Origin of the sequence: Salinisphaera sp. T31B1 (assembly GCF_040361275.1) — a bacterium.
Lineage (GTDB): Bacteria > Pseudomonadota > Gammaproteobacteria > Nevskiales > Salinisphaeraceae > Salinisphaera.
In genome coordinates, this window is sequence record NZ_APNH01000006.1 from 20,378 (window position 1) to 36,890 (window position 16,513).

Sequence of the window (16,513 nt, forward strand, 5' to 3'; positions counted from 1 at the left end):
CGCCGTGTCGAGTTCTGTCTTCTATACCGTCGGCCATTCGACGCGTACGCAGGAAGAGTTGATCGATCTGTTGGGCGTGGGCGGGGTCGATCATGTTGTTGACGTGCGAGCCATGCCGCGTTCGCGCACCAATCCGCAGTTCAATCACGATGTCTTCGCGATGAGACTCGCGGCCTCGGGTATCGGCTATGACCATAGCGAGGCACTGGCCGGGCTGCGCAAACGTTCGAAGACGGTCGCCGACGAGATCAACGGCTTTTGGCGCAACCGCAGCTTTCATAACTACGCGGATTACGCGCTGAGTACGCGCTATCAACAAGCGATCGAATCATTGATCGAACTGGGCCAATGCCATGTCTGTGCGCTCATGTGTGCCGAAGCCGTATGGTGGCGCTGTCATCGACGCATCATTGCTGATCACTTGCTCCATCGCGGCGAGCGCGTCTGTCATCTGATGAACAAGGATCGTATCCAGCCCGCCGAGATGACCTCGGCCGCACGTACCGGCGACAATGGCATGTTGATCTACCCCGCGGCCGAGTGAGTGCCGGGCCGCCTCGCTTATGCGCTAGCACGGCGATACCCATACGCGGGACGCCGAGCACGCACAATTTGATCGCCCGGCAGGCGTACCAAGCGTTGCGTCTGGTCGAACGCCTGCCTACCCTGTGTCGTCGAGGCCACGACCTCTCCCAGCTATGGCCCGGAAACGACCGGGACGACCCGGCACCGCAGGAGAGACGCGTGCCCTGGATCATATTGTTCGCTGCCGGCCTGTTGGAGATCGTCTGGGCGTTCTCAATGAAGCAATCGGCCGGCTTTTCCCGACTCACCCCGTCGGTCGTAACACTCGTTGCGATGGTGGCCAGTTTTGGTCTGCTGGCGATTGCGATGCGCACGCTGCCGCTTGGCACGGCCTATACGATATGGACCGGGATCGGCGCGGTGGGCGCGTTCTTCGTGGGCGTGTTGGTGCTCGGAGAATCGGCAAGCACACTACGCATTCTGGCGCTGATCCTGATCGTGGCTGGTCTTGTTCTGATGAAACTCGCGTCCGAAGGATGATCTATCGCTGAGACGCGGATGGCTGCTCCGTCTTCTCATCGGATTCGGCGAGTGATTCCAGCGTTTCGGTTAAATTCAGCCTTCGTATCGCGCTGATAGCAACTTCCAGCGCGCCTTCGCCGCATAGCCCGGAGATCGACGCGTCCTCGTAGCCGGCCAGTGCCGCTTCGATACAGGCATCGCGCACGCCCGCGGCGATTGTCAGTTCATCCGGGCTCATGGTTAATTCCTTGGCGCGAGTCGCACCTACCGGCGGCGGGCTTCGGGTTGATCGCGCACCTCGAGCACACGCAGCTTGAGCGTGTCGCCGCCCGGCACCTGCCACTGGATCATCTGGTCGACCGCAAGACCGAGCAGGGCGCTACCCACTGGCGCGAGTATCGACACCTTTCCGGGGCTGCCGTCCATATCCTTCGGATAGACGAGCGCAAGCTCGAAACGTTTACCGCTATCGACGTTTTCGAACGCGATAGTGGAATTCATCGTCACCACATCGGCCGAGATTTCGTCGGAGCCTACGACATGGGCGCGGCCGAGTTCAGCCCGCAACTCGGGTATGCCGGGCACGCTGTCGCCGGTTTTTTCGAGCAAAGCGTCGATACGTTCGTAATCGGTTTCGGTAACGATGATCGGTGGCTGATCCATGAGACTATCCGAAGCTTGTCGCGCTATCAGCGCGACTTTATGAGTGGGTCAACCCGTTATTAAAGCATAGTACAGGCGGTGCCGGAACAAGGCATCGACAGGCAGTATCGCGGGCGCCGATTGGTTCCGATCCGTCGGGTTTCGACCGCTGGGGCTGCCATGAGCAGGCTTGCCGAGCGACAACCTTCCGCTAGGTTAGCTACCGGGCAAGACGAAGCCGTCTTCATGCATCCCGCGCCGATGCGCGGCGATCACGGCGGCGCGATCGATATAGCCCACGAGTTTGCGATCGTCCTCGCGGCTGACGATCGGCAGACGGCCAATATCGTGATAGAGCATTCGGCGCACGGCTTCACGCACCGTTTCGTCGGGGTACGCACGAACGACGTCGGTTGTGCAGATCGTATGTGCGGTCAACCGGTCGGTCGCTGATTCCGACTGTGCGTGGAGTACGTCGCTGCGCGTGAGGATGCCGATCAGGGTGTTGTCGGCGTCGACAACGACCAGTGCATCGCTATGGCTTTGCGCTTCGGCTTCGAGGCCCAGGCGGGTCGCGACCGACGCCAGGGACGCGCTCGCGTCAATCGGCTCGAAATGAGTCTGCATTACCGAAGCGATATCGGCGCGCTCGAGCGGATCGACCTCGAATTCCTGGTTCACACGCAGGCCGCGGCGTGCCAGTTTCTCGGTCATGATCGTGGTGCGCATGTAGAGAATGCTTATTCCGGTTGCGATCACGCAGACCAGCATCAGGGGCAGTATCGCGTCGTAGTTGCGGGTGATCTCGAAGGCGAAAACGATAAGCGCGAACGTGGCGCGGGAAGCAGCGGCGAACAACGCCGCCATGCCAACCAACGCAAACGCCGCCGGCTCGAGCGGGGCGCCCGGCAATAGCGCGTTACCCACGATGGCGAACAGCGCGCCCAGCGCCGCGCCGGTCATGAACATGGGCGCCAGCAGCCCGCCTGACGTGCCCGAACCCAACGATACGAGCAACGCTGCGGTCTTGAATACGGCGATCGACAGCAGTGCGGCGACCGCGAACTCATTGTTGAGCACGCCCGTGATCAGGTCGTAGCCCACGCCCAGCACCTCGGGTGCGAACAGCCCGATCATGCCGAGGCCCAGACCGCCCAGGGCCGGGCGCCAGATATCGCCGATCGGCAGCGCCTCGAACGCGTCTTCGACCACGAACAGCAGCTTGCTGAAACCCACGGCAACGAAACCGATTAGGATCGCGAACAGGACATATGCCGGGGCGTTGAACGGCAAGCCGAAGCTTACGGCATCCATCGCGAACAGCGGGCCGTCGCCGATGAGAGCATGGCGCAACGCGGTCGCCACTGCCGTAGCGATAACCAGCGGTATGAACGAGCGCGGACGGAATTCGAACAGCAACAGTTCTATTGCGAGGATCACGCCCGCAAGCGGTGTGCCGAAGATCGCGGCCATCCCGCCGGCCGCACCGCAGGCCAACAGCACCTTGCGCTCCGCTGCTGTTGTAGAAACCACTTGTCCGAGCAGAGAGCCCAGCGCGCCCCCGGTCTGGATGATCGGCCCTTCGGCGCCAAAGGGGCCGCCGCTACCGATCGCGACGACCGTAGATATTGGTTTGAAGATCGCTACCCGCAGAGAGATACGGCTGTCGCTGGTCAGCACGGCTTCCATGGCTTCGGGGATGCCGTGGCCCTTGATCTTGGGCGAGCCATAGCGGGCCATCAGCCCGACAAGCAATCCACCGATGGCGGGCACGATGACGATCCACGCGCCAAGGTTATGGTCCGCGACGCTCGGCAGTTCAAACGAAACGGCTTGCATGAACGTGACGTTGAGCGCGAGCGCGATGAGGTTGAACAAGGCGTACGCGACCAGCCCCGCCAGCAAGCCGGCCACGCACGCAAGCACCGACATATGTACCGCGCGCAAACGTTCGTGGCGGCTCATGAAAGATTGATTGTTCACGGCGAGCGTAAGCAGAGGTTGAACGGATCGCAAATTCTGCCGGAGACTGATGTTGATTGCAGGTATTAATCGACGGACCGTAGCGTTGCGTTTCTTATTAAAGGTAGGATGATTGGTTAATAGGTCATATAGGAGAGATCATGAAGTTGGCCCAACTGTCGCGCGGCTCGCTCGTGGAGTTGGTGATAGACAGTCTTCGAGAAGCGATCGAAACGAAGCGGTGGCCCGTCGACGAACGCATTCCGACGGAGTCGGCCTTGTCCGAGCAGTTGGGTGTGAGTCGGAATACGGTCCGAGAGGCCGTACGCGTGCTGGCGCATGTCGGCCTGCTTCAGGTCCGCCAAGGCGATGGCACCTACGTGCGCGCGCAATGCGACCCGGGCGAAACCTTGCGCCGGATTGATCGAGCCGCGCTGCGTGATCGCATCGAAGTGAGGCTGACCCTGGAGGTCGAGGCCGCACGCTTGGCGGCCGCGCGACGCAATGATTCCGACCTGCGGGAGATGCGCTGCACGCTCGATGCCCGCCGCGACGCCGGCATGGATCTGTCTCAGCGCATCGATTACGACGAGCGATTTCATCACGCCGTAGTTGCCAGTGCGCGTAACAGTGCGCTCTCCGATCTTTACGCCTACTTCTCGCGCGCGATTCGGAACACGATCGAACGCACGGAGATCGATCTCGATCTGCCAGAGCCGACCCAGGCCGATCACGAAGCGTTACTGCAGGCGATCGAAGCAGGCGATGCAGAAGCAGCCGAGTCTGCGGCCCGACACCTCTTAACGCCGTCGCTGACGGCTCTGACATCCGAGCGTTAAACCATGCGTCGCTTTATCGATGGGTTCACCATGCTGTTGCTCGGCGCGATCGTGCTCGCCGCTTTTGTGCCCGCACGCGGCGACGCCGCGGACATGATGGGTGTGGCCGGGCAGGTCGCCGTCGCGCTGCTGTTCTTTATTCACGGTGCAGCGCTGTCGCGCGCGTCGGTGCTGACCGGCGCCGCGCACTGGCGGCTGCACCTGTTCATATTCGCGATTACCTTCGTCTGCTTTCCGCTCGTCGTACTGCCCATATCGGGGCTGGCACCAGTTTGGATACCACCCGAACTGGCACTCGGCTTTCTCTACCTTGGCGCCTTGCCGTCGGCGGTTTCTTCGTCGATAGCATTTACGGCAATGGCCGGCGGTAATGTGCCCGCGGCGGTCTGCAGTGCAGCGGCCTCGAACGTCTTCGGCATGATGATGACGCCGTTTCTGTTAATACTTCTTGCGCAGACTGCCGGCGGTGATGCATTCGCCGTGGGTGATGCCTTGCGGGATATCGTTGTGCAGCTTCTCCTGCCCTTTGCCGCGGGCCAGGCCATCAGGCCTTGGGTCGCCGACTTTATGGACCGGCATGAGGCACTTTCGTCACGCTACGATCAAGCAGTGATCCTGATGATCGTCTACGCCGCGTTTTCGAAGTCGGTGGCCAGCGGACTGTGGCACGACCTGCCGCTGGGTGCGATTGCACTCGCAATTGGTCTGTGTGCAGTTTTACTCGCGGCCATGATCGGTATCGCAATGGGCTTGTCACGGAGACTTGGCTTCAACCTCGCGGACGAGACCGCAGCAGTATTTTGCGGCTCGAAGAAGAGCCTGGCGTCGGGTCTACCCATGGCGAATGTTCTGTTTGCCAGCAATCCAGCGCTCGGTATGATCGTGCTGCCCATCATGGTCTACAACCAGATTCAGATCGTGGTCGGTGCGTTACTGGCCAAAGCTTATGCGAAACGCTTGCGACGCCAGACGGTGAAGGAGCCGGACACATAAGTCTCGTACGGTACGCTTGTGTGAAGAACTTATCCAAGAGGTATGTCCGCTTTGGGTCGCTACCTGATCACGGGTAATCGGTCGGATATTGACGGTTCCGGTCATCAAAAAGGAATCGTCATGGAGTATATCGACCAATGGAAAGGCACTTCTTCTAAAGGGTCCATCATTCCGTGGAACAAAGGCCGCCTAGTTGGTCCAAAGCCACCGCTAAAGCTCAAGGAGATCTGGGGCATTCGGGTACGGCTACAGCTTGCGACCCAGACGCGGGATCTCGCACTGTTCAACCTCGCGATCGACAGCAAGCTACGCGGGTGTGATCTGGTTAGGCTGAAGGTTCAAGACGTCGCGCACGGTGGCCGCGTACTGTCCCGCGCCGCGATTGTTCAGCAGAAAACGGGCCGACCTGTACAGTTCGAATTGACAGAGCAAACGCGTACCTCAATCGAAGCATGGATAAGCGCCGTCGCGCTGCGACCCAATGATTATTTGTTTCCGAGCCGGCGTCGGGTTCTCCACATCTATCCACGCGGCAATACGCCCGAGTCGTTAAATCGTGGGTTGAGAGCATCGGCCTTGATCCTCTCGAGTACGGCACGCACTCGATGCGTCGCACGAAAGCGACGCTGATATATAGTCGAACGCGCAATTTACGCGCCGTGCAGCTCTTGCTGGGACATACGAAGCTGGAAAGTACGGTGCGCTATCTGGGCATCGAGGTCGATGATGCGCTCGAGATGTCGGAGCAGACAGAAGTATAAAGGGCATCGCTGCCGAACGAGTTAGCTCTAGGCTCGTTCGGCGCGTACGCCTACCGGCCAAAAGCGGACTTATCGGTTACTCTTTTGTATCTAGGGAGAGCGACGGTTTGCGCTTGCATTATTCAATTTAACGGGACCGTGCCAGCTAGGGCTGCTCGAACCATTTTGTCCACTTCCAGTCTAGTTTGGCTTTGGTTCTTAAATATCGAATTGAAGGTGGTAAGCAGGATCGCCGACTAAGCACTTGAAGCGAGATGTTTTTTGTCGTCTACGTTGGCCTGGCTTGAAGTGCTTGAGCGTCAAGTGTCTGTTCGAACGCGTCGATGAAATGCGAGCGGCTGCGCTCGTTGCTGTGGATACGCCATAGCGGACGCGTTAGTTCCAGCGTGCTCAGCGGCACCGCCTGGATATCGCCGCGTGTGATGGCGGGCTGTGTTGCGAGCGAGGTTACATAGGCCAGGCCTGCGCCCGCGGCCACGGCGCGCAGCAGGCCTTCGGGCTCGTCCATGACGAATTCGGGGTGCGGCGGGGCGTGGCCTGCCATGGCTATGCCGTGCTCGAAGACCGCACGCGTGCCCGAGCCGCGCTCACGGCCGATCCACGGCCGCTGTGTGAGTTCGGCGAGTGAGACGCTGTCGAGATTCCAGTTCGCCGGGGCAATGATCTGGACGTGGTCGGTCTGCCAGTGTTCGGCATCGATATCGTCGCGTGTCGGCGGGCCTTCGATGAAGCCGACGTCGGCTTCGCCGGCGGCCACCCGGCGCTCGGCCTCCACGCTGTTGCCCGAGCGCATATGCACCCCGAGGCGCGGATGCGCGGCGCGCAGATCAGCCAGAATCGATGGCAGCAGATAGCGGGCGAGCGTGGTTGAGGCGGCAACGCGTACCTTGCCCACCAGATCGTCCGATCGCACCTGCAAGCGATCGGGCAGCGCGTCGAGCTGTGCCAACGGGTTTTCGATGAAGCCGCGTAGCCGACGCGCGTCGGCCGTGGGTTCGAGCCAGCGGCCGCGACGCTCGAACAGGGGAGTGTTCAGTCCGTCGGCGAGCTCGCGTAGCGTCTGGCTGACCGCGGCTTCACTGAGATGCACCCGCTCGGCCGTACGCCTGACCTGGCCAGTTTCCATCATGACGGCGAAGACGTGGAGCTGTCGGAGGGTGAACTTCACTTAAGTCATTCCTAAGTGTCATACAAGCAAGGTTTGATTGTAATGCATTGGGCGCCGGATCAAGGTAGAGCCTAGAAATCTAACGATCGACCGAATCACACGGTCTGTTTTCACCATGTCGACCGCGCCTCTGACGCACCTCAGCCACCCGCGTGAACTGATCCGTCATTTCACGCCGAACTGGTTCACCGCCACGATGGGCACCGGGATTCTCGCTTTGGCGCTGGCCGCGTTTCCGTGGGCGATACCGGGGCTCGCGGCGCTCGCCGAGGGCCTGTGGTTTTTCAATATCGGCCTGTTCGTGCTGTGCACGCTGCTTTACGCCGCGCGGTGGATTTTCTTTTTCGATAGCGCGGTTCGTATTCTTAACCACGGCGTGGCCTGCATGTTCTTCGGCGCCATCCCGATGGGTCTGATTACGCTGGTCAACGGGTTTCTAGTATTCGGCATCAATCACTGGGGCGATACGGCGGTGCGTATCGCGGCTGATCTGTGGTGGCTCGACGCCTTCATGGCGCTGGCCTGTGCCTGGTTCGTGCCGCTTTTGATGTTCACGCGCCAGGAACACGCGCTCGAGAATATGACGGCGGTGTGGCTGCTGCCCATTGTGGCCGCGGAGGTCACGGCCGGCTCGGGCGGGCTGGTGGCGCCGCATCTCGGCGCCACGGATGAAGCGCGCGCCATGATCTTTTTCAGCTATGCGCTGTGGGCGACGTCGGTCCTTCCGGCGATGGGTATTCTGGTCATCCTGTTTCTGCGCATGGTCCTGCACAAGCTGCCGGGCAAGGACATGGCCGTCTCGAGCTGGCTGTCGCTCGGGCCACTGGGCACCGGCACCCTCGGTCTGCTCACACTCGGCAGCGCCGCGCCCGAAGTGCTCTCGCAACCCGCCATTGCCGATGCCGCCTACGGTTTCGGCATCATCGGCGGCGTCATTCTCTGGGGCTACGGGCTGTGGTGGCTGGTCGTGGCCATGCTCACCACGCTCGTGCAGCTGCCCATGGGACTGCCGTTCAACATGGGCTGGTGGGGGTTCACCTTTCCGCTGGGCGTGTATTCGGTCGCCACGCTCAAGCTCGCCGAGCTGACCGGCATTGCGTTCTACGAGGTGTTGGGCGGGCTGTTCGTGATCCTGCTCGCCGGTTTCTGGCTGCTGGTGACCGCCCGCACCGTGCCCGGCATCTATCACGGCTATCTCTTCCAGGCGCCGTGCCTGTCAAACGAAACCGGGCTGCACGATCCGGACGCGCCTGAGGCCGCGCGGTGATGCCTGTGCGCCACGCACGTGCTGTGCCGTACACGGCGGCGCATGAGCGCGGCTATGACTTCAGTTTTCGGCCGGCGTTTCCCGGGTGCCGGCACGGCGCGGCGCCCGCGGCCCGCTCTTTTCCGCTCTCTCAATACAAGAACAATCAGGCATCGCCTGCGCGATCTGATCGTCGAGAAAGCCTATGCTGAACGAAAATTCCGATACCGAACGTCCCATGCCCCGCTGGGCCAAGGTGCTCGACCAAACCACCTGTATCGGCTGTCATGCCTGCACCACGGCCTGCAAGGCCGAGAACGAGGTGCCGCTGGGTGTCTCGCGGACCTATGTGAAGTCGGTCGACGTCGGCGAGCATCCCGATGCGCGCCGGGCCTTCCAGGTCACGCGTTGCAACCAGTGTGTGGATTCGCCCTGCACGGATGCCTGTCCGACCGGCGCCATGCACACTCGCCCCGACGGCATCGTGGATTTCAACAAGGACATCTGCATCGGCTGCAAGGCCTGTATCGCGGCCTGTCCGTATGACGCGATCTTCATCAACCCGGAAGACAACTCGGCCGAGAAGTGCAACTTCTGCTCGCACCGGATCGACTCCGGGCTGGAGCCGGCCTGTGTGTCGGTCTGCCCGACCCAGTCGATCATGGTCGGGGACTTGAACGACCCGGAATCCCGCGTCGCCCAGATGGTCAACCGGGATCCGGTATCCGTACGTAAGCCGGAAAAAGGCACCCAGCCCAAGATGTTCTACAAGGGCGCGCATCAGGCCACCCTCGACCCACTCGCCGCGGCTCGTCCCGATGGGCCGAACTATGCCTGGGCGCAGGCGCCGCAGAATTCGGGTGCGTTTAACGACGGCACGGTGCCCGCGGGTAACCCCCTCGGTGGCAATTCCTCGGCCGCGGCCAAGCTATCCTACGACCAGCCGCACAAGCGACCCTGGGACTGGCGCGTCTCGGCTTATACCTGGACCAAGAACGTCGGCAGCGGAATTTATCTGCTGGCACTGATGCTGGTAGCGACCGGGCTGATCGAGCCGAGTAACCCGCTCTGGCGCTGGGTCGCACCCATTGGCGGCGGCTTCTTCGTGGCCGTGACCTGTCTGCTGCTTGTGGCCGATCTGTCCCATCCGTTCCGGTTCTGGCTGATCTTCTGGCGCCCGCAATGGAACAGCTGGCTGGTGAAGGGCGGGGTGATTCTCGTGGCCTACAGCACGCTGCTGGCTGTCCATTTCGTGCTGAGCATCTTGGGTTTCAATACCGTAACTGCTTGGCTCGGCCTCATCGGCGCGCCGTTGGCCGTGGCCAGCTCGATCTATACCGCCTGGCTGTTCGGCCAAGCCAAGGCCCGCGATCTATGGCAGAACCCGATGCTGGCCCCGCACCTGCTCACCCAGGCGATGGCCGCCGGCTCGGCGATCGCGGTGCCGTTTGCCATGATCTTCGCCAATGAGGCGGCCGTGGATTTTGCCTGCTGGTGGACAGCCGGCGCCACACTGCTGCATCTCGCGTTCGTGGCCAGCGATTTCGCCTCGCCATCGCCCAGCGAACATGCTCGAGTGGCCCACTACGAGATGACGCGCGGGCGCTTTTCACGGTTTTTCGCTGCCGGCGTGGCGCTGTCGGTGATCGGCCTGGCCGCGCCTTGGCTGGGCGTCTGGGTCTGTGCCTTCGCATTCCTCGGTCCGCTGGCCTATGAGCATGCTTTCGTCCAGGGCGGCCAGGCCGTGCCGCTGGCCTGATTGTTCGGAGTAAAGACGATGAAACCAAGCCATCTCATCAAGACGCTCAACAAGCGTATTGCGGCCTTTCGGGCTGATACGGAGGCCCGCGGCGAGACGTTCTATCAGGGACCGAGCCGGATCAACCTGGCCGGTTTCCCGCCCAAGGAACACTGGGACGACTGGATCGCGCTCGAGCCCGTCAAGGGCACAGGCAAGCGCCGCGAGAAGCACTATATGCTCGTGCCGACCACCTGCTTCAACTGCCAGTCCTCGTGTGGCCTGCTGGCCTACGTGGATCGAGAGACGATGGAAGTCCGCAAGTTCGAGGGCAACCCCGAACATGCTGCCTCTCGTGGGCGCAACTGTGCCAAGGGGCCAGCCACGCTCAACCAGATCACCGACCCGGACCGCATCCTCTACCCCATGCAGCGCGTGGGCGAGCGCGGGGAAGGGCGCTGGAAGCGCATATCCTGGGACGAGGCACTCGACCAGCTGGCTACGCGCATCCGTGCGGCGATCGTCGAGGATCGCAAGCAGGAGGTGATGTATCACGTCGGCCGCGAGGGCGAGGATGGATTCACCGAGTCCATTTTCCAGGCCTGGGGCATGGATAGCATCAACACCCATACCAATATCTGCTCGGCGGCCGGGCGCACGGGGCATCAGTACTGGATGGGGTTTGATCGGCCGTCCAACGACTTCGCCAATGCCGAAGTCATCCTTCTGACCAGCGCGCATCTGGAATCCGGCCATTATTTCAACCCGCATGCCCAGCGCATCATCGAGGCCAAGAAGCGCGGCGCGCGGCTCATCGTGGTCGATGTGCGGATGTCCAATTCGACCACGCATGCCGATCACTGGGTCTCGCCGTATCCGGGCAGCGAGGCCGCGATCTTCCTGTCGATCGCCCGGCATCTGATCGAAACCCGAACCTACAACCGGGATTTCGTCGCCCGCTGGTGGAACTGGCGCGAGTTCATGGCGGCGCGATATCCCGATGATCCCGACACCTTTGAAGCGTTCGAGGCGCGGCTGGCGGAAACCTACGCCGAATACACCTTCGAGTATGCCGCCGCCGAGGCACGTATCGATGTCCGCCAGTTGGTGGCGGTGGCCGAGACGGTGGCCGGCGCCGGCACCAAGCTCTGTACCCAGAACTGGCGTTCGGCTGCGGCCGGCAATCTCGGCGGCTGGCAGGTGCCACGCACCTTGTTCCTGCTCAATGCGCTGATGGGTGCGGTGGCCACCGAGGGCGGCATGGCGCCGAACGCCTGGAACAAGTTCGTGCCCAAAAACCCGATGGACACCGAACATCCGGACTGGTGGAACGATCTCATCTTCCCGGGCGATTTCCCGTTATCGGTCAACGAGATGTCGTTCCTGTTGCCGCATTTCCTGAAACAGGGCCGCGGCAAGCTCGATACTTATTTCACCCGCGTTTATAACCCGGTCTGGACCAACCCGGGCGGCTTTGACTGGGTCGAGGCGCTGTCGGACGAGTCCAAGGTGGGCCTGCACGCCGCCCTCACCCCCACCTGGAACGAGACCGCCCACTTCGCCGATCTGGTGTTGCCGATGGGTCATGCCTCCGAGCGCCATGATCTGGTGTCGATGGAAACCCACGACGGCCGCTGGATCTCGTTCCGCCAGCCGGTGGCGAGAGCGGCCCGCGTGCGGCTTGGCGAGACCATCACCGACACGCGCGAGACCAATCCCGGCGAAGTCTGGGAAGAAAACGAATTCTGGTTCGATCTCACCTGGCGAATCGACCACGACGGTAGCCTGGGCATCCGCCAGCACGTCGTCTCCAAGACCGACCCCGACCGGCCGATGACCCAGGACGAATACTACGCCTGGATCTTCGAAAACTCGGTGCCGGGCCTGCCCGAGGCCGCCGAGGCCGAGGGGCTGTCGCCGTTGGCCTATATGCGTCGCTATGGCAATTTCCAGGTCGGCCTGGGCCCGGATCAGCACTATGAAGACGAAATCGTAGGCGACGCGCTGGGCGAGGCATACACCGATGGACGCGGGCGCGTCTTTACCACGGCGGCGGTCGATTATGGCGACGGCCCGACGCCGGAAGCCGACGCCAAAGGGCGTTTGCCGGTCGGCGTAGAGATCGACGGCGCGGTACGGCGCGGTTTCCCCACGCCGAGCGGGCGGCTGGAGTTCTATTCGGCCACACTGGCCGCCTGGGGCTGGCCGGAATATGCGCTGCCCGCCTATATCAAGAGTCATATCCACGCCGACAACCTGGCGTCCGACCAGATGCCGCTGGTGCCGACGTTCCGCCTGCCCACCCAGATCCATACCCGCGGGGCGAACTCGAAGTGGCTGGACGAGCTGGCCCACAACAATCCCGTCTGGATGAACCCGGACGACGGCAAGCGCTTGGACGTGGCCGACGGGGATCTCATCCGGGTGCACGCCGATTTGGGCTATTTCGTCGGCCAGGCGTGGATCACGCCCGGTATCCGCCCCGGCGTGATCGCCTGTAGTCATCACATGGGGCGCTGGCAGTTCACGCCCGGCGGCAATCGTGAACAGCGCACCATGGAAACCGATATCGCCCGCGCCGGCGACGATTGGACGCTCACACCCGTGGCCGATCACTCGCCCATGGCGCCGCAGGAAGGCCAGGATGCCGCCCGGGTCTGGTGGACGGCCGTGGGCGTACACCAGAACCTGACCTTCGGCGTGCATCCGGATCCGATCTCCGGCCAGCACTGCTGGCACCAGGGCGTGCGCGTGACGAAGGCAGAAAGCGGCGACCAGCCCGGCCAGGTCCATGTCGATCGGTCGAAATCCACCGATGTCTTCTACGAGTGGATGGGGCGTACGCGGCCGGTGGTCACGGTATCGCCGGACGGCAACCGTCGCCCGCGCTGGATGCTGCGCCCGATGAAGCCTCGCGGGGATGCCTACAAGCTGCCCGAGGGGTCGGCATGAATCCCTTGAGTGCGCCCTCGGCCGATCTCTGGCGGCTGCTGGCCCGTGCGATGGATACGCCGACCCGCGAACATATCGGGCTGTTCGACGCACTCGGCCTGGCCGCACCCGAGGCGCTCGAGGCCCTGCAGGCGGCCCACGCCGAGGCGTTTGTCACCCAGTGCGCGCCTTATGTGTCGGTCTATGTCGGCGAGACCGGCCAGATCGGCGGCGAGGCCGCTGCCCGTGTGGCCGATTTCCGGCGCCTGCTCGGAGCCGAGGTCGACGCCGATGCCTCGGATGCCATCGCCGACGTGCTGGCCGACTATGCCGATCTCGTGGCACTGGCCGCCGACGATGCCCAAGCCGCGCATGCCCGAGTGGCCCTATTTTGGGAACACATCGCCCCCTGGGCCGGCGTATTCGCCGATGCACTGATCCGCAGCGCGCCGGCGCCCTACGATGGCTGGGCCGGGCTGTTCCAGGCCGCTCTGGGCGCCGAGGCCGTGAATCTGCCTGCACCTACGGCGCTGGCGCTGCACCTGCGGGCGGCGCCCGGATGGCAACCGCCCGCAGACGACGCCACCCACGCCGATGTCGCGCGTGCGCTGCTCGTGCCCGTGACCACCGGCGTCGTACTCACCCGCGCGGATCTGGCCACGGCCGGTGCCGAGCTTGGCATCGCCTTGCCGGTCGGCGGGCGGGCGTTTTTGCTCGAGACCCTGTTCCGCGCCGATACGCCGGCCACTGAAGCCTGGCTGGCTGGCGAAGCGGCGCGTCAGGCCGACGCGCGGGCCGTCGACGTCGAAACCTTGGGCGAGACGGCGCGTTTCTGGGTCGAACGGGCCTTTGCCGCGGAAGAGCGCCTGTCCGCGGCCGGCGATCGTCGTCTCGGCCCGCGCGCCGCGCACCGAAACACGCGCGGGCACGGAAACGCCTCCAATGAAGCGTCAACGCCCGGCCATGAGGAATTGATGTCATGAGTGAATCCGAGTCCGGAAAGCGGGATACGCAAGAACACGAGCCGGATTACCGCTTCACCCTGGCCAACGAGCGCACCTTTCTGGCCTGGATTCGCACTGCGCTGGCGCTGCTGGCCGGCGCGGTCGCGGTGGTGCATCTGGTGCCCAGCTTCGCGTTCGACTGGACGCGCGAGGCCCTCGGCGGTTTGCTCGGCATCATCAGCGTGGGCGTGATCGCTGGCAGCGCACTGCGCTGGCGGGCGGCCCAGAATGCCATGCGCCGGGATGCACCGCTGCCTTCGACCCTGATGCCCTGGCTGCTGGCTGGGGCCGTGATTCTGGTCGGGCTGATCGTACTCGGGCTCATGATTGCCGTGGTGGCCACGAAACAATGAGCGCGCCGCAGCACGCCGGGGGTTCGGAGGGTTCGTCCATCGCCGACCGGGCCGGTCTGCAAGCCGAACGGACCGACCTGTCTTGGGTGCGCACGGGGCTGGCTGTCCTGGCGAATGGTGGCCTGCTGATGCTGCGCCAGGACACAACGCATCCCAGCACGCTGCAATTGATCGCCGGCGCGATCGCGCTGGTGCTCGCCCTGCTGACACTGGCGATCGGCTGGTGCCGAAAACGCGCGCTCGGTGCGCGGCCGTTGCCTAGCGCCTTGGCGGCGTCGGTCGAAGTGGCCCTGCTCGCTGCGGGCGCCGTACTCCTCGTGGGTGCCAGCCTGATCGCGCTTTTGTGTTAGTGAGAATATGGATTGGCGATGACAAGAACCGGACATCGACGCTGGTAACGCAGCGAACCGGCGTGGAACGTAGGCGGCTTCATTGGGACGCGGATGTGCCGTCGGCGCAAACAGAAGCCGGCAAGGCTACGAGCAATATAAAAGGGAGGAAAATCATGAAAGACGATCACAATACAACCGACTTGCAGCGCCGTGCGCTATTGCGTGGCGCGGGTTGGGGCGTGCTCGGCGCTGCAGCCATCGGGCTGGGACCGGGTCGCGCTTCGGCGGCCGTGTCGAGCCAGACCGGCGAAGCCATGCCGGCCTATATCGGCCCGCAGGCGAACCCGCACTGGAATTCGATCGGCCCCTACGTGGCTTATCCGCAGAAGCGCCCGCTGCTGCGGCTGACCGACCGGCCGGTGCAGATCGAGACCCCGCGTGCCTATTTCGACCGGGCGTTTACGCCCAACGACGCTATGTTCGTGCGTTATCACCTGCCGGGCGAACCCAATCATGTGGATCTCGCCAAATGGCGGCTGGAGATTTCCGGCCAGGTCGACAAGTCCATGTCGCTGTCGCTCGCGGATCTGCTCGGCCAATACGAGCCGCACGACGTGGCGGCCGTGCTGCAGTGCTCGGGCAACAGTCGCAGCTATTTCACGCCGCGCGTGGGCGGTGGCCAATGGGGCAACGGCGCCATGGCCAACGCCAAATGGACCGGTGTGCGTCTGCGCGATCTGTTGGACGCCGCCGGCATCACCGACAAAGCAGTACAGATCCAGTTCCAGGGGCTGGATTTCGGCAAGGGCCCGGCCGGCTACGGCTCGCATGCCTTTTTGAAGTCCTGGAATATCGATGATCCGGTGTTGGACAAGGCGATCGTGGCCTATGCCATGAACGACGCGCCGCTGCCCATGCTCAACGGCTTTCCGGTGCGCATGGTGTTTCCCGGCAAGTTCGCCACCTACTGGGTCAAGCACGTGACCTGGATCCGTGTGCTCGACCACGAGGACACCAATTTCTGGATGGCCAAGGCCTACAAGATTCCGGATACCGAAGATGGCGCGACCACGCCGGAGGCGGTGGCCAAGGGCGAGGTCAACATGGTGCCGATCGGCGTGGCTGAGCTGCCGGTGCGTTCGTTTATCGCCACACCCGACGGCGCCACCAAGGCCGTGGCCGGCCTGCCAGTGACCGCACGCGGCGTGGCGTTTTCCGGCACCGGGCCGGTCACCCAAGTGGAGTTTTCCACCGACGGCGGCAAGCACTGGCAGGCCGCCACACTCGGCACGGACCACGGCCCCTACAGCTTCCGCGAGTGGCATGCCGTATTCACGCCCGACAAGCCCGGCGAATACGAGCTCGCCGTGCGCGCGACCGACGCCGCCGGCCATGTGCAGCCGGATCACGGGTTGTGGAATCCCGGCGGTTATCTCTGGAACAAGATCGAAACCCAGACGCTGACCGTCGGACCGGCCGTTTAAACAAGGGGAGAAA

Annotated in this window: 15 protein-coding genes and 1 pseudogene; 12 read left to right on the forward strand and 4 right to left on the reverse strand. The window is 63.1% G+C overall.

The window, feature by feature from the left end:
- Positions 1-4 precede the first annotated feature (4 nt).
- Positions 5-544 carry a DUF488 domain-containing protein gene (locus tag T31B1_RS18865; protein WP_353218978.1) on the forward strand — a complete coding sequence of 180 codons (540 nt, stop codon included), beginning with the start codon at positions 5-7 and terminating at the stop codon, positions 542-544.
- A gap of 200 nt (positions 545-744) precedes the next feature.
- Positions 745-1,065 (forward strand): quaternary ammonium compound efflux SMR transporter SugE, encoded by a 321-nt coding sequence (gene sugE, locus T31B1_RS18870; RefSeq protein ID WP_209064257.1) that lies wholly within the window; start codon positions 745-747, stop codon positions 1,063-1,065.
- A gap of 1 nt (position 1,066) precedes the next feature.
- Here the strand turns inward: sugE and T31B1_RS18875 are convergent, their stop codons facing one another.
- From T31B1_RS18875 to T31B1_RS18885, 3 genes are all read right to left on the reverse strand, one after another.
- Complete coding sequence (locus tag T31B1_RS18875) at positions 1,067-1,285, reverse strand: acetyltransferase (RefSeq protein WP_353251094.1); 219 nt, start codon at positions 1,283-1,285, stop codon at positions 1,067-1,069.
- 26 nt (positions 1,286-1,311) lie between these two features.
- Positions 1,312-1,710, reverse strand: coding sequence for a nucleoside diphosphate kinase regulator (rnk, locus tag T31B1_RS18880; RefSeq protein ID WP_353251095.1), 399 nt, complete (start codon positions 1,708-1,710; stop codon positions 1,312-1,314).
- 195 nt (positions 1,711-1,905) lie between these two features.
- Positions 1,906-3,654 carry a chloride channel protein gene (locus tag T31B1_RS18885; protein ID WP_353251096.1) on the reverse strand — a complete coding sequence of 583 codons (1,749 nt, stop codon included), beginning with the start codon at positions 3,652-3,654 and terminating at the stop codon, positions 1,906-1,908.
- A gap of 158 nt (positions 3,655-3,812) precedes the next feature.
- Between T31B1_RS18885 and T31B1_RS18890 the strand changes: the two genes are divergently transcribed.
- The 3 genes and pseudogenes from T31B1_RS18890 to T31B1_RS18900 all read left to right on the forward strand — a co-directional run.
- Positions 3,813-4,490, forward strand: a complete 678-nt coding sequence (locus T31B1_RS18890) for a FadR/GntR family transcriptional regulator (RefSeq protein WP_209064267.1) — start codon at positions 3,813-3,815, stop codon at positions 4,488-4,490.
- Between the two features lie 3 nt (positions 4,491-4,493).
- Positions 4,494-5,483 (forward strand): bile acid:sodium symporter family protein, encoded by a 990-nt coding sequence (locus T31B1_RS18895; RefSeq protein WP_209064269.1) that lies wholly within the window; start codon positions 4,494-4,496, stop codon positions 5,481-5,483.
- Positions 5,484-5,603: 120 nt separating this feature from the next.
- Positions 5,604-6,133, forward strand: a pseudogene (locus T31B1_RS18900) (tyrosine-type recombinase/integrase); the annotation flags it as partial.
- Between the two features lie 379 nt (positions 6,134-6,512).
- On the opposite strand, the gene T31B1_RS18905 reads toward T31B1_RS18900, so the two are convergent.
- A complete protein-coding gene (locus tag T31B1_RS18905) occupies positions 6,513-7,412 on the reverse strand; it encodes a LysR family transcriptional regulator (protein ID WP_209064270.1) in 900 nt (299 codons plus the stop codon).
- 115 nt (positions 7,413-7,527) lie between these two features.
- Between T31B1_RS18905 and T31B1_RS18910 the strand changes: the two genes are divergently transcribed.
- The 7 genes from T31B1_RS18910 to T31B1_RS18940 all read left to right on the forward strand — a co-directional run bounded on the left by T31B1_RS18910 (position 7,528) and on the right by T31B1_RS18940 (position 16,500).
- The gene (locus T31B1_RS18910; RefSeq protein ID WP_353162712.1) at positions 7,528-8,679 is read left to right on the forward strand and encodes a TDT family transporter; all 1,152 of its coding nucleotides are present in this window, start codon (positions 7,528-7,530) and stop codon (positions 8,677-8,679) included.
- A gap of 184 nt (positions 8,680-8,863) precedes the next feature.
- Positions 8,864-10,417 carry a 4Fe-4S dicluster domain-containing protein gene (locus T31B1_RS18915; protein ID WP_209064274.1) on the forward strand — a complete coding sequence of 518 codons (1,554 nt, stop codon included), beginning with the start codon at positions 8,864-8,866 and terminating at the stop codon, positions 10,415-10,417.
- A gap of 18 nt (positions 10,418-10,435) precedes the next feature.
- Entirely contained in the window at positions 10,436-13,348 is a 2,913-nt protein-coding gene (locus tag T31B1_RS18920) for a molybdopterin-dependent oxidoreductase (protein ID WP_209064276.1), read from the forward strand.
- Positions 13,345-14,310: a molecular chaperone TorD family protein gene (locus T31B1_RS18925; protein WP_209064278.1), complete on the forward strand. Its 966-nt coding sequence runs from the start codon at positions 13,345-13,347 to the stop codon at positions 14,308-14,310. Before T31B1_RS18920 ends, T31B1_RS18925 begins: the two co-directional genes overlap by 4 nt.
- Positions 14,307-14,684: a YidH family protein gene (locus tag T31B1_RS18930; protein ID WP_209064280.1), complete on the forward strand. Its 378-nt coding sequence runs from the start codon at positions 14,307-14,309 to the stop codon at positions 14,682-14,684. The genes T31B1_RS18925 and T31B1_RS18930 overlap by 4 nt, the downstream gene beginning before the upstream one ends.
- Entirely contained in the window at positions 14,681-15,034 is a 354-nt protein-coding gene (locus T31B1_RS18935) for a DUF202 domain-containing protein (protein WP_209064282.1), read from the forward strand. Before T31B1_RS18930 ends, T31B1_RS18935 begins: the two co-directional genes overlap by 4 nt.
- Positions 15,035-15,189: 155 nt before the next feature.
- Positions 15,190-16,500, forward strand: a complete 1,311-nt coding sequence (locus tag T31B1_RS18940; RefSeq protein WP_209064283.1) for a molybdopterin-dependent oxidoreductase — start codon at positions 15,190-15,192, stop codon at positions 16,498-16,500.
- Positions 16,501-16,513 lie beyond the last annotated feature (13 nt).

What these genes read in the sequence shown, in the direction of transcription:
- T31B1_RS18910 (WP_353162712.1), top strand. Translation starts at nt 7,528, where the DNA reads ATGTCGACCGCGCCTCTGACGCACCTCAGCCACCCGCGTGAACTGATC.
- T31B1_RS18935 (WP_209064282.1), top strand. Translation starts at nt 14,681, where the DNA reads ATGAGCGCGCCGCAGCACGCCGGGGGTTCGGAGGGTTCGTCCATCGCC.
- T31B1_RS18920 (WP_209064276.1), top strand. Translation starts at nt 10,436, where the DNA reads ATGAAACCAAGCCATCTCATCAAGACGCTCAACAAGCGTATTGCGGCC.
- T31B1_RS18890 (WP_209064267.1), top strand. Translation starts at nt 3,813, where the DNA reads ATGAAGTTGGCCCAACTGTCGCGCGGCTCGCTCGTGGAGTTGGTGATA.
- rnk (WP_353251095.1), bottom strand. Translation starts at nt 1,710, where the DNA reads ATGGATCAGCCACCGATCATCGTTACCGAAACCGATTACGAACGTATC.
- T31B1_RS18885 (WP_353251096.1), bottom strand. Translation starts at nt 3,654, where the DNA reads ATGAGCCGCCACGAACGTTTGCGCGCGGTACATATGTCGGTGCTTGCG.
- T31B1_RS18895 (WP_209064269.1), top strand. Translation starts at nt 4,494, where the DNA reads ATGCGTCGCTTTATCGATGGGTTCACCATGCTGTTGCTCGGCGCGATC.
- T31B1_RS18915 (WP_209064274.1), top strand. Translation starts at nt 8,864, where the DNA reads ATGCTGAACGAAAATTCCGATACCGAACGTCCCATGCCCCGCTGGGCC.
- T31B1_RS18875 (WP_353251094.1), bottom strand. Translation starts at nt 1,285, where the DNA reads ATGAGCCCGGATGAACTGACAATCGCCGCGGGCGTGCGCGATGCCTGT.
- T31B1_RS18925 (WP_209064278.1), top strand. Translation starts at nt 13,345, where the DNA reads ATGAATCCCTTGAGTGCGCCCTCGGCCGATCTCTGGCGGCTGCTGGCC.
- T31B1_RS18930 (WP_209064280.1), top strand. Translation starts at nt 14,307, where the DNA reads ATGAGTGAATCCGAGTCCGGAAAGCGGGATACGCAAGAACACGAGCCG.
- T31B1_RS18940 (WP_209064283.1), top strand. Translation starts at nt 15,190, where the DNA reads ATGAAAGACGATCACAATACAACCGACTTGCAGCGCCGTGCGCTATTG.